10 protein-coding genes are annotated in these 12,664 nt (G+C 66.3%); 5 read left to right on the top strand and 5 right to left on the bottom strand.

Annotated features, from left to right (window positions below; translation table 11 throughout):
* Positions 1-53 precede the first annotated feature (53 nt).
* Positions 54-2,885: a TonB-dependent receptor gene (locus tag C8K14_RS04490; protein WP_107715843.1), complete on the bottom strand. Its 2,832-nt coding sequence runs from the start codon at positions 2,883-2,885 to the stop codon at positions 54-56.
* Positions 2,886-3,268: 383 nt separating this feature from the next.
* Here C8K14_RS04490 and C8K14_RS04485 point away from each other — a divergent pair, with 383 nt between their 5' ends.
* Entirely contained in the window at positions 3,269-4,303 is a 1,035-nt protein-coding gene (locus C8K14_RS04485) for a LacI family DNA-binding transcriptional regulator (protein ID WP_022678614.1), read from the top strand.
* Between the two features lie 208 nt (positions 4,304-4,511).
* Complete coding sequence (locus tag C8K14_RS04480; RefSeq protein WP_107715842.1) at positions 4,512-5,978, top strand: MFS transporter; 1,467 nt, start codon at positions 4,512-4,514, stop codon at positions 5,976-5,978.
* Here the strand turns inward: C8K14_RS04480 and C8K14_RS04475 are convergent, their stop codons facing one another.
* The 3 genes from C8K14_RS04475 to C8K14_RS04465 all read right to left on the bottom strand — a co-directional run bounded on the left by C8K14_RS04475 (position 5,979) and on the right by C8K14_RS04465 (position 8,368).
* Positions 5,979-7,073 carry a serine hydrolase gene (locus tag C8K14_RS04475; RefSeq protein ID WP_107715841.1) on the bottom strand — a complete coding sequence of 365 codons (1,095 nt, stop codon included), beginning with the start codon at positions 7,071-7,073 and terminating at the stop codon, positions 5,979-5,981.
* 33 nt (positions 7,074-7,106) lie between these two features.
* Positions 7,107-7,562, bottom strand: coding sequence for an Lrp/AsnC family transcriptional regulator (locus tag C8K14_RS04470; protein ID WP_022678610.1), 456 nt, complete (start codon positions 7,560-7,562; stop codon positions 7,107-7,109).
* Between the two features lie 68 nt (positions 7,563-7,630).
* The gene (locus C8K14_RS04465) at positions 7,631-8,368 is read right to left on the bottom strand and encodes a thioredoxin domain-containing protein (RefSeq protein ID WP_107715840.1); all 738 of its coding nucleotides are present in this window, start codon (positions 8,366-8,368) and stop codon (positions 7,631-7,633) included.
* A 164-nt stretch (positions 8,369-8,532) separates the two neighbouring features.
* Between C8K14_RS04465 and modA the strand changes: the two genes are divergently transcribed.
* From modA to C8K14_RS04450, 3 genes are read left to right on the top strand one after another with little or no spacing between them, the layout of a single operon-like run.
* The gene (gene modA / locus C8K14_RS04460) at positions 8,533-9,321 is read left to right on the top strand and encodes a molybdate ABC transporter substrate-binding protein (RefSeq protein WP_107715839.1); all 789 of its coding nucleotides are present in this window, start codon (positions 8,533-8,535) and stop codon (positions 9,319-9,321) included.
* A 10-nt stretch (positions 9,322-9,331) separates the two neighbouring features.
* Positions 9,332-10,024: a molybdate ABC transporter permease subunit gene (gene modB, locus C8K14_RS04455; RefSeq protein WP_107716006.1), complete on the top strand. Its 693-nt coding sequence runs from the start codon at positions 9,332-9,334 to the stop codon at positions 10,022-10,024.
* Positions 10,014-10,652 (top strand): ATP-binding cassette domain-containing protein, encoded by a 639-nt coding sequence (locus C8K14_RS04450; RefSeq protein WP_107715838.1) that lies wholly within the window; start codon positions 10,014-10,016, stop codon positions 10,650-10,652. The genes modB and C8K14_RS04450 overlap by 11 nt, the downstream gene beginning before the upstream one ends.
* On the opposite strand, the gene C8K14_RS04445 is transcribed toward C8K14_RS04450, so the two are convergent.
* Complete coding sequence (locus tag C8K14_RS04445) at positions 10,653-12,617, bottom strand: potassium transporter Kup (protein ID WP_022678605.1); 1,965 nt, start codon at positions 12,615-12,617, stop codon at positions 10,653-10,655.
* Positions 12,618-12,664: the final 47 nt, after the last annotated feature.

Here is a 12,664-nt window from a genome sequence, read left to right as displayed (position 1 = left end):
TGTCATGGCGGCGGCGGGCGGTCCAGCCTGGACCGCCCGCCGCCTGAGGGAACTTACAGCTTGTAGCTGACCGTCAGGTAGAAATCGCGACCATAGCGCTGGTAGTCGATCACCTGGCGCGGATCGTTGTTCTGGTAGGTGATGAACGGACGATCGGTGAGGTTCTTGGCCTGGAACATGACCGCGAGACCTGCCAGCGAAGAACCGGGCTGGAATTCATACCCGATCTGCGCGTCGAGAATGCCTTCCGACTTGGCGGTGCGATAGGTCGGGTTGGCCGACAGACCGGCCACTTCAGCCAGGAAGCTGGAGCGGAAGCGGTAGTTGGCGCGTGCCTGGAAACCGGCCTTTTCATAATAGACCGAACCGTTGGCCACCCAATCCGACAGGCCGGGCAGGGTGATCGGGTCGTTGGGATTGTTGGCAAAGACGATGCGGCTGTCGGTGTAGCTGACCGAGCCGAACACGCCGAACCCGTCGAGGGCCGGGGTGAACAAGGCGAAGGGCAGCGATACGGTGGCTTCGGCGCCCTTGACGTTGCCCTTGCCGGTGTTGCCGGGCGCGGTGACCGGACCCACCGTGGTGGCGATCTGGTCACGGATGCTGGCCGGCAGGCTCGCAACCACCGACTTGAAGTCATAGGCATACGAGTTGTTGGGATCGACGAAGTCGGTCAGGCGCTTGTAGTAGAGCGCTGCCGAGACATAGCCGCCCTTGGCAAAGTAATGCTCGGCCGAAAGATCGAGGTTGGCCGACTTGTAGGGACGCAGCAGGGCGTTGCCGCCGTTCGAACTGAAGAACGGACGGGTCGGATCGGTCGACCCGATGTTCGTCGGGTTGATCGAGAATTCCTGGTTCACGCGCTCCTGATCCAGGCGCGGACGCACCATGGTGAGCGAGCCGGCGAGCTTCAGGTAGGTGGCCGGAGCGAGTTCCAGCGCAAAGTTGGCGCTGGGCAGCACGTTCCAGTACTTGGCGCCGCCGTGGGCAGGCGTGACGATCACGTTGCCGGTGGTGGCATCGAAGTTCGACAGCGAACCGTTGCTGCTCTGGTCGGTGTAGATACCCTGGACGCCGACGGTGCCCGACAGGCGCTTGCCGCCCACGTCACCATCCAGCTTGATCATGGCATAGCCGGTCCAGACCTTTTCGGTCACCGAGTTGTCGCGCACCAGCGAGACCGGACGGTTGTCGTAAACCGAATTGTACGCGTTGTTGTACAGGTACATCGGATCGAGCGCGAGCATGCGCGGCACGCCGAGGTAGGCGAGCGGAACCGTGCCGATGATCGCGGCCTGCGGGATCGGGGCAAAGGTGGTGGTGCCGCTGCCCGGGGTGCAGCCGGTGCCGCCGCCCTTGGGGCACAGGAAGTACGACGTGAACGCCGAGGTCTTCTTGCGATAGCTGTAGTTGGCGCCAACTTCCCAGCCCTTGAGCAGGCCACCTTGGGCAAATTCGCCATCAAGGCTGGCGCGCAGCGAGGCGAGATCGTCCTTGAAGCTGGGCTTGTTGAGGAAGCCTGCCTGGACCACGGCCGTGGTGCCGTTATAGCCCCAGCCGCGCGGATCGGTGATGCCGAAGTTGGCGGCGTTGCCATAATCGAGCGTGGGCACGATATCGAACGTGCCGTTGCCGTTCTGCGAGATGTGCAGCGTGTCGCGCGCGCCGGCGTTGATGTACCCGGTGCCCGAATAGTTTTCGAGCAGGAAGTCGGTGCGCTTGGCGTGGCTGTAGCTGGCGTCCACCGTCAGGTGCATCGTGTCGCCCAGGCCGATCACGTTGTTCCAGCCGATCGACAGGTTGTCTGCCTTGCGCTGGTTGTAATCGTTGCGCATCACGGCCTTGACGTTGCTGATCGTCGCGTCGGTGACGAAGCCGTTGTTCACCTTGTAGCCCGGCTGGATCACCGTGGTGTCACCACCGCCCAGGCCCGACCAATCGGGGAAGATCGGGAATTCGATGCCGCGCAGGTGCTGCGTTTCCTTGAAGTGCGAATAGAGCACGTCGAGCGTCGAATGCCAGTTGTCGTTCGGCTGGTATTCCAGCGTGGCAACGGCGCCATAGCGGTCCAGCATGTTGGACTGCACATAGGGCTTGGCACCGCCCAGCATCAGGGTCTTGCCATCGGCCAGGGTGGGGAAGCCCCAGGCGTTGTAGCGTTCATCCTGCGAGGGGGCCGAGGTGGCCGAAACGCCGATGGCGATGCCAAAGGTGTCATCGGCAAACTTGTCGACATAGGTGGCCGAGGCGCGATAGCCGTAGCGCTTCCCGTCCGGGTTGAGCTTCTGCATGCCGTTCATCTGGCCGCGCAGCTGGACCGCGATGACGCGGTTGGCCTGGGCCAGCGGGCGCAGCATGCGCAGGTCGACCGTGCCGGAAATGCCCGCCGCGATCAGCGAGGGATCGGCGGCCTTGTGAACCACCACGTTCTTGAAGAATTCCGAGGGATACTGGTCGTATTCGACGCCGCGGTTGTCCCCCACGGTGACCTGTTCGCGGCCGTTGAGCAGCGTGGTCGAGAAATCCGGGCCAAGGCCGCGGATCGACAGGCGCTGGTCGCGCCCTTCGAGGCGTTGTGCGGTCACGCCGGGCAGGCGGGCCAGCGAGTCCGCGATCGACACGTCGGGCAGCTTGCCGATGTCTTCGGCCGAAACCGCTTCGACGATGGCGATGGAGTTGCGCTTGATCGAGGCCGAGGCATTGAGCGAGGCGCGGATGCCCGAAACCACGATGGCGCCCTGTTCGGGCGTGGCATCGGCAGCGGCCTGAGGAGCCTGCGGTGCCGGGGTTTCCTGGGCGAGGGCCGGGCTGCTGCCGGCCAGAACGGTCGCCAGCGCGACCAGCGAGCAGCGCAAGCCGCCCGCAGAAACTGCGTGATGTGCCATGATACCTTCCACTCCCCCAGCCGGCCTGCAGCCGGCTACGAACCTTGTTGGCGTGCCCATCGCCAAGGCGGCGATCGGCTGAATGCGCGACACCCGCCAGGTGCGTCATCCCGTCATGCGGGGATGTGACACCTGGTTCCACCGGATCTCGCTTGGTTTCAAATTACGCCGAAGCGGGCCGCGAGCGAATATGGCATACGTATACCATGCATTGTGTATGTCTTCGCGAATGCGAAAAAATCCATTGTATTACATGCGTATAGATCGATGCATCATGCATTTGGATAGGCATTTTATCCGGGATCGTTGCATAATTTTTTTCTTATGCATAAGAATGGTAGCGATAATGCAGTCGCGAATCTCGGCTGAAGGGAGAGTCGGCCATGGGGCGCAAGCCATCCAACAAGCCCACCAGCTTTGAAATTGCCTATCTTGCCGGGGTGTCGCAGCCCACGGTCAGCCGTGCCCTGCGTGGCAGCAAGTCCGTCAGCAAGGCCACGCGCGAAAAGATCGAGGCGATCGCCCGGCAGTTGAACTACACGGTCGACAAGAACGCATCCTCCCTGCGCACGCAGCGCTCCAACACGCTGGCGCTGCTGTTCTTCGAAGACCCGACGCCCGATGAATCCAATATCAATCCGTTCTTCCTGTCGATGCTGGGATCGATCACGCGGCATTGCGCGGCCAAGGGACTGGATCTGCTGGTATCGTTCCAGAAGCTGGAGGATGACTGGCACCGCCGCTATCAGGAAAGCCACAGGGCCGATGGGCTGATCCTGCTCGGCTATGGCGACTACACCCTGTATGAAAGCCGCCTGCGCCAGCTGGTCAAGGCGGGCACGCATTTCGTGCGCTGGGGGTCGGTCGATCAGGGCACGATCGGTGCCACGGTGGGATCGGACAATTTCGGCGCGGGGCGCCTGGCGGGCGAGCATCTGATTGCGCGCGGCCGGCGGCGCATTGCCTTCCTGGGCCAGGCAGACAGCCATTATCCCGAATTCGAGCAGCGCCACGCCGGCCTGCTGCGTGCGCTGGCTGCTGCCGGGCTGTCGCAAGACCCGGAATTGGTGGTCGATGCGATCAGTTCAGAGGAATCGGGCCATGGCGCGGCGCGCGTGCTGCTCTCGCGCGGGGTGCCGTTTGATGCGATCTTTGCCGCAAGCGACCTGATCGCGATCGGAGCGCAGCGCGTGCTGGCCGATGCCGGGCTAGCGGTGCCTGGCGACGTGGCGCTGGTCGGCTTTGACGACATTCCTGCCGCCGGTTTTGCCAATCCGCCGCTCACCACCGTGGTCCAGGATATCCGCCTGGCGGGCGAGGCGCTGGTGGAATCGGTGCTGGCCCAGATCGAAGAACGCATTCCGCCGCCCGCGATCCTGCCCACCCGTCTGGTGGTGCGGGCGAGCACCGGGGGATAGGGTTGGTCAAGGTCCGGCACCACCCCCCGACCCCCTCCTCTGAACAGGAGGGGGAGAACGCGTCGAAAAGCTCCATCCTCTTTAGAGGAGGGGGTTGGGGGTGGTGGAAGCCTTGAGCAAAGCCATCAACGCATAGCATTCGTATGCATCTCGCCCCGCCGCCAACTCTGGCGCATCGCGCCTGTCTAGAAAATAGAGAGAGGACGCCATGAACACGCCGCAAAAGCCCGCGCAGACGTTCTGGGGGCTGTGGAACACGAGCTTTGGCTTTTTCGGCATCCAGCTGGCCTTTGCGCTGCAGAATGCCAATGTCAGCCGCATTTTCCAGGCGCTGGGCAGCAAGGTGGACGATCTGGCGTTCCTGTGGATCGCCGGGCCGGTAACCGGCCTGGTGGTGCAGCCGCTGATCGGGCACTGGTCCGATCGCACCTGGGGCCGCTTTGGCCGGCGCCGGCCCTATTTCGTGGCCGGGGCGGTGCTGGCGGCGCTGGCGCTGCTGGGCCTGCCCAATACGCCCTTGCTGATTGCCGCGGCGCTGTTCCTCTGGCTGCTCGACGCCTCCCTCAACGTGGCGATGGAGCCATTCCGCGCCTTTGTGGGAGACATGACCCCGCCGCACCAGCGCGCGCAGGGGTTTGCCCTGCAAACCTGGTTCATCGGCGCTGGCGCGGTGCTGGGCAGCCTGGCCCCGGCGGCCTTCAACGCCCTGGGCATTGCCAATACCGCACCCGAAGGCGTGATCCCCCCCTCGGTGCGCTACAGCTTTTACCTGGGTGCATTCGCGATGGTGGCGGCCGTGGCCTGGACGGCGTTGCGTGTGCGCGAATACAGCCCGGCGGAAATGGCCGCGTTTGACGACGAACCCGAAGCAGCCGCAGGGCACGAGCCGCTGGTCTATCCGGCGCGCGGGCCCTTGTGGATGCTGGGCGGCGCGGCGCTGCTGGGCGTGGTCCTGTCACTGGGGCTGGACAAGCAACTGCTGGTGCTGGGCGGCGGCCTGGTGGCGTTCGGGCTGTTGCAGGTGGTCGTGCGGGCGCGGGCCAGCACCGGTACCCTGGCCCAGGTGATCAGCGATCTGGCACAGATGCCGCGTGCCATGCGGCAACTGGCCCTGGCCCAGTTCTTTACCTGGGTGGCGCTGTTCATCCTGTGGATCTACACCACGCCTGTCGTCACGCGCGAGGTGTTCCACGCTACCGATACCAGCGGCGCCGCGTATAATGCCGGGGCCGACTGGGTGGGCGTGATGTTTGCGTTCTACAATGGCGTGGCCGCGCTGGCAGCATTCGCTCTGCCGGTGCTGGCGCGGCGGATCGGCAATGTGCGCACGCATATGGTGGGCCTGGGCGCAGGCGCCGTGGCATTCCTGCTGCTGCTGGTGATCCGCGATGCCCATCTGTTGCTGCTGCCGATGGCGCTGGTCGGCGTGGCCTGGGCCTCGATCCTGGGGATGCCTTACGTGATCCTCACGCGGGTTTTGCCGCCGCGCAAATTCGGCATCTACATCGGCCTGTTCAACCTGTTCATCGTGATCCCGCAACTGATCGTGGCCACAGCCATGGGCGGTGTGATGCGCAGCTTTTTCCCCGATCAGCCGAAGTGGACGATGCTGGTGGCGGCGGTCGTCATGGCTGGCGCGGTGATCGCCATGGCGCGTGTGGAAGAGCAGGACTGATCAGGCGCGCAGCGCGGTCTCGAGCGGGGCCGCCAGGCGCTGGTGATCGCCCCAGTTGGTCGCCAGCGCCCTGACGCCCTCGGGCCGCACCAGCACCTGGGCGGTCCACAGGTTGTTGCTGCCATCGTGCCACAGGCTGCCGTCTGCCCGCACGACCCAGCCCAGCGCATAGCTGCCACCGAACGGCGGCGTGTGCAGACGCTGCCAGGTTTCACTGCGTAGCATGACGGCGCGGGTGCGGTGTGCGTCGAGAAAGGCTAGCATGGCGGCGATGGGCGCATGCAGCCGTGCGGCGGGCCCGGCCACGGCGGGATTGTCCGTCGGTGGCACGCCTGGCGGATGGGGTACGCCATGTTCTCCTGGCCACCACGCGTGGCCCACCGGCTGGTCGAGCAGCCCGGGCGTGCCGGGCGCGCCAAAGCCGGCGCCAGCCATGCCCAGTGGCCCGAGCAGGCGCTGCTGCAATAAGACTTCCCACGGCGCGCCGCACGCCGCCTCCAGCATGGCGGCGGCGGCCACATAATTGCGGTTGGAATAGATGAACCGGGCGCCCGGCGGTGCCTCTGGCGCGCGCGCCATGGTCATGCGGGTCAGCGCGAGGCGGCTGGCGCGGGGATCGGCTTCTTCGGCCGGAAAGGCGTCCATCTCGGTATCAACGTCAAGCCGGGCAAAGCCGCTGGTGTGCGACAGCAGATGCAGCAGAGTAACCCCGCGCCAGGGTGCTGCGCCGGCATCGGCCAGGCCCAGCCGCGCCACGAGTTGCTCGTCCCAGGCCAACTCGCCCGCTTCCACCGCCAGTGCGATCAGCGTGGCGGTGACGGGCTTGGTGATCGAGCCCCAGTGCCAAAAGTCACCCGGCGCCACCGCCACATCGCTGCCCAGCATGCGGCGCCCGGCACAGGCCTCTCCACCGTCAGCCAGCTTTTCCCGCCAGCCCGCTGCCAGGGCCGGCACGTCCAGCCGGCGGCGAAAGCGCGCGGCGGCATTCATGCTGCGTGGAAACGAAGGCGCGGCGGCCAGCGCGCGGCCAGACCAGGCGCTAGACCAAGCAAGCCCAGCCAAAAGCCCGATCACCCCGCGCCGCGCCACGATCATTCCGCTGCCAAGGCCGGGCCGAACCGCGCGCGGTTACCCCAGGGCATAGCCGTTCCACGCCTTGATCGGGCGGATCACGAAGCTGGTGTGCATCGTGCTGACGCCGGGTAGGCGTGCGAGGCAATCGCGGTGCAGACGGTCATAATCGGCCATGTCATGCGCGGCGATGCGCAGGCGGTAATCCGCCACGCCCGAGATCAGATAGCATTCGAGGATTTCGGTGGAATCGAGCGTGGCCCGTTCGAACCGCTCCATCGCTTCGCGGCTCTGGCTTTCCAGCGTGATATCGATCAGGGCATGCAGATTGAGGCCGATCTTGCCGGCATCGACCCGCGCGCCATAGCCGGTGATCGCACCGCTCTCTTCCAGCGCGCGCATGCGGCGGTGACAGGCAGAGCTGGAAAGCCCCACCCGATCGGCCAGTTGTGCCAGCGAACTTTGCGAATCTGCCTGCAACGCGGCCAGCAGCTTGCGATCTATGCGGTCCATCAACGCCGTCTAACGCAAAATCTTCGCGGATAAAGTCAGATTCGCGGGAAGCCTTGGCTCGTTTCGGATCAACGCGAATAATCCGCTGGCGGGGGGCCGTGCCGCTTGCTGCGCGATGCCATCAGCGTGATTGCCTGGTCGAGCGTTTCGCCATCGATCGCACCATCGACCATGATCGTCTCGCCCGTCAGGTTGTTGCGCACGGCCACGGCCGGGGTGCCCTGCACGGTGGCGCGTTCGGCAGCATCGCCTTCGGCGGCGACGCGGCCCAAGGTTTCATCGCTGCGCAGGCAGGCATCAAGTTTGGCGCCATCGGCCGCGCCATCCTGCTTGGCCAGGGCAACAACGGCCGGGCGCCCACCTTCCAGGCCGCGGCCATTGCCGCCGGTGCGGGCAAAGTAATCGTTGAGAAAGCGATAGAATGCGGCCGCGCCGCCCTGGTCGGCCACGCACAGCGCGGCCATGCTGCCCAGCACCGCCGGTGCGCCGTGGAAGGGCAGGGGCAGCATGCGGATCGCCAGGTTGGCCTTGCCCTTGGCGCGTTCGATCGCGGCATCGGGCACGCCGGCAAACTGCTTGCAATAGGGGCATTCCGGATCGGACCAGACCACCACGCTGATCGGCGCCTGCGCCGGCCCGGCCAAGCGGTCCTGCGCCAGCAGCGCGCCCACATCGGGCACGGTGCGCCACGGCGCGGGAATATCGGGTGTCTGCACGGCGGCCTGCGCCATGGCCGGCGCGGCCAGCAGGGGGGCAGAGGCCGTGATCGTTGCCGCCAGGGCGATCGCCCAGAACTGTGCGCGCATTCCTGTTCCTTGTCCTTTGCAAACTTTGGCCGTGCTGTTGCGCAATCCGGTGCGGGCGGCAAGCCTTGCCGTGCGGGCAGTGCACGCTTTGCATTTCGCGGCGGCTGGCTGTAGGGCAGCTGAATATATCCCGCCAAATACAGCCTGCGGGCTGCGGAGTTGCCATGGCCCGCCTTGTGCTTCGTCTTCTTGCCCTGTGTTGCCTTGTTGCGGCCGCCTTCCTGCCGGCTGCAGCGCCGGCCGCGGAAAATTCCGGTGGCCGCGGGCCGCTGGTGCTGGCAGCGGCCAGCCTGCAGGAATCGATGAATGCGGCGGCCGACCGCTGGGCAGCGCTGGGCCATGCGCGCCCGGTGCTTTCGTTCGCGGCCTCTTCGGCCCTGGCCCGCCAGATCGAGGCGCACGCCCCGGCAGACCTGTTCGTGTCGGCCGATGAAGACTGGATGGATGATGTCGCCCGTGCCGGTCTTGTCGCCCGGCGCACGCGCGCCCGGCTGGTGACCAATGCCCTGGTTATCGTGGCGCCGGCCGGCAGCCCGCTGCGGCTTTATCCGGCGCCCGGCTTTGCGCTGATGCAGGCGCTGGCCGGTGGCAAACTGGCGATGGGCGATCCTGCTGCCGTGCCGGCTGGCCGCTATGGCAAGGCCGCGCTGGAGCGGTTGGGCGTGTGGAACCAGGTGCAGGGCCAGGTGGCGCGCGCGGAAAATGTGCGGGCGGCCATGGCGCTGGTGGCCCATGGCGCCGCGCCGCTGGGCGTGGTCTATGCCACCGATGCGCGGGCGGAACCGGGGGTGAAAGTGGTCGGCGTGTTCCCGGCCGGCAGCCACGCGCCGATCACTTATCCAGTGGCGCGGCTGACCGCGTCCACCCATCCCGACGCCGAAGGGTTCCGCCGCTTCCTGCTCTCGGCCGAAGGCAAGGCGATCTTCCGCCGCTTCGGCTTTGTGACGCACTGAGCCGCGCGTGCTGCTTTCGGCGCAGGAATGGGGCGTGGTCGCACTGTCGGCCAAGGTGAGCGGGGTGGCGATCCTGGGCGTGCTGCCGCTGGCGTTCGCGCTGGCCTGGGCGCTGGCACGCGGGCGGTTTCGCGGGCGTGTGCTGCTTGATGCGCTGGTGCATCTGCCCCTGGTGCTGCCGCCGGTGGTCATCGGCTGGATGCTGCTGGTGGCGTTCGCCCCGGCCGGCCCGATGGGTGCTTGGCTGTGGCGCCTGTTTGGCGTGACGCTGCTGTTCCGCTGGACCGGCGCGGCGCTGGCTGCCGCGATCATGGCGCTGCCGCTGATGGTGCGGGCGATCCGCCTGTCGCTCGAGGCGGTCGATCCCCGCCTGGAACAGGCCGCGCGCACGCTCGGCGCCGGGCCATGGGCCACGTTCTGGCGCGTGACGCTGCCGCTGTGCGCGCCGGGCATCGTGGCCGGCGCGGTGCTGGGCTTTGCCCGCTCGCTGGGCGAATTCGGCGCGACCATCACCTTTGTGTCCAACATCCCCGGCGAAACCCAGACGCTGCCGCTGGCCATCTATGCCGCCCTGCAGGTGCCCGGCAGCGACGCCACGGTCTGGCGCTTGGCCGGGGTGGCGGTGCTGCTGTCGGTGCTGGCACTGGTTGCGTCGGAACTGCTGGCACGTCGGCAGGGTGGAAAGGGCGCGCATGTCCTTTGACCCGGCCCCATCCTTTGACATCGATGTGGTGCTGGCGCGGGGGCAGCGCGAATTTCCCGTGCGGGTGGCAGGTGGCGGCGGCATCACCGCGCTGGTCGGGCCATCGGGGCAGGGCAAGACCAGCACGCTCGATGCCGTGGCGGGCCTGCTGCGCCCGCTTTCGGGCCATATCGCGGTGGGCGGCACAGTGCTGTTCGACGCGGCGCGGGGGATAGACCTGCCGCCCGAACGACGCGCGGCTGGTTATGTGTTTCAGGATTTGCGCCTGTTTCCGCACCTGAGCGTGGCGGACAACCTGCTGTTCGGCTGGCGCCAGGCCGCGCCCGAACGGCGCACCCTGGCGCTGGACGAAGTGGCCGGTTTTCTCGACATCGCGCCTTTGCTCGCGCGCCGGCCGCACACGCTGTCGGGCGGAGAAGCGCAGCGCGTGGCGATCGGCCGCGCGCTGCTGTCGGGCCCGCGCTTTCTCTTGATGGACGAGCCGCTGACCGCGCTCGATCCGGCGCGGCGCGAGGGCGTGATCGCGCTGATCGCCCGCATCCGCGATGCCTTTGCCCTGCCGGTCCTGCTGGTATCGCACCAGCAGGACGAGGTGGCCCGGCTCGCCGATGCGGTGGTGGGAATCTAGCTAGATTTCCAGCTGGCTGCCCAGTTCGATCACGCGGTTGGTGGGCAGGCGGAAGAACTGCATCGGGCTTTCCGAATTGCGCACCATCCAGGCAAACAGCTTTTCCCGCCAGATCGCCATGCCCGGCCGCTTGGACGCGATCAGCGTCTGCCGCGCCAGGAAATAGCTGGTTTCCATCGGCTTGAATGGACCGGCCGCGCGCGTTTCGGCGGCGAGTTCGGCGGGAATGTCGGCCTCGTCCATGAAGCCGGTGCGGATGATCATGCGGTAGAAGCCATGGCCCATGTCTTCCACCTCGCGCCGCTTGTGATCGGGCACGTGCGGCACCCCGGCGGTCATCACGGTCAGAACCACGACGCGTTCGTGCAGGATGTGGTTGTGCTTGAGATTGTGCAGCAGCGCCGGCGGAATGCCTTCAACGGTAGAGGCCATGAACACTGCCGTGCCCTTGACCCGGCGCACGCGTTCGCACACCGAACCCAGGAACAGCTCGAACGGCATGGCATCTTCGGCGAGGCGTTCGCGTACGATGCGCCGGCCGGTGGCCCAGGTGGTGAGCGCGGTGAACGTGATCGCTGCGACCATCAGCGGGAACCAGCCACCATCAGGGATCTTGGTGGCGTTCGATGCGAAATAGGCGCCATCGATCACCAGGAACGTGCCGGTAACGATCCCGGCCACCAGTGGATGCCATTTCCACACGGCAAAGGTCAGCACGCCCAGCATGCAGGCGGTAATGAACATCGTCCCGGTCACCGCGATGCCATAGGCCGAAGCCAGGTTGCTCGACGTGCGGAACGCCAGCACCAGCAGGATGACCATGACCAGCAAGACCCAGTTGACGAACGGCACATAGACCTGGCCGGCCGCGCTGGCGCTCGTATGCAGGATGCGGATGCGCGGCAGGAAGCCCAGCTGCACGGCCTGCTGCGAAACCGAAAACGCGCCCGAGATCACCGCCTGGCTGGCGATCACCGTGGCCAGCGTCGCCAGGATGACCAGCGGCAGGCGCGCCCAATCCGGCGCCATCAGGAAGAACGGATTTTCCACCAGGGCCGGGTTGCGCAGCAACAGCGCCGATTGCCCGGCATAGTTGATGAGCAGGCACGGAAACGCCACCCACAGCCACGCCACCATGATCGCGCGGCGGCCGAAATGGCCCATATCGGCATAAAGCGCCTCTGCCCCGGTCACGGCCAGCACGACAGAGCCCAGCGCCAGGAATGCCAGCAGCGGATCGAGCGTGAAGAACTTGACGGCGTACCAGGGATTGGCTGCCAGCAAGATTTCCGGCGCGCGAGCAATGCCGTTCAGGCCGAGCAGCGCAATGACCAGGAAATAGACCAGCATCACCGGGCCAAACAGCTTGCCCACCGCCGCCGTCCCGCGCGACTGGATGGCAAACAGGCCGATAAGGATCGCGATCGAGATCGGCAGCACCACCTCGGCAAAGGCCGGGTGCACCACGGTCAGCCCTTCGACTGCCGACAGCACCGACACCGCCGGCGTGATGATCGCGTCGCCATAGAACAGCGCCGTCGCCACGATGCCCAGCACCACGGTGAAGGCGGTCCATCGCCCCGGCTTGAGCTGGCGCCCGATCAGCGCGAGCAGCGCCAGGCTGCCGCCTTCGCCCTTGTTGTCGGCGCGCAGGATCACGAAGACGTACTTGACCGTGACGATCAGCGTCATCGTCCAGAACATCAGCGAAAGCACGCCGAAGATATGATCGGCATCCACCGCCAAACGGTGGTGGCCGATGAAGCTTTCCTTCAGCGAATAGAGCGGCGAAGTGCCGATATCGCCGAACACCACGCCGATCGCGCCCACGGCGAGGGGCACAAGGCCCTGCGCCTCGTGTCCCTCATGATGATCGACTCCGGCGGTGTCAGGGGCGGGGGAAGCGTCAGCAGCGGCAGCGGCAGGCGTGGATTCGGGCGCGCCCGGATAGGACATGGCGGTCATGCCGGCGCCGCTACGCCCGGCAATATCCCGATGCGACGAAATTTATG

The organism is Novosphingobium sp. GV079, from assembly GCF_003058045.1.
In the GTDB taxonomy this organism is placed as follows: Bacteria; Pseudomonadota; Alphaproteobacteria; order Sphingomonadales; family Sphingomonadaceae; genus Novosphingobium; species Novosphingobium capsulatum.
The sequence above is the reverse complement of the archived record's forward strand: the minus strand, read 5'-3'. Positions and strand labels throughout refer to the sequence as shown.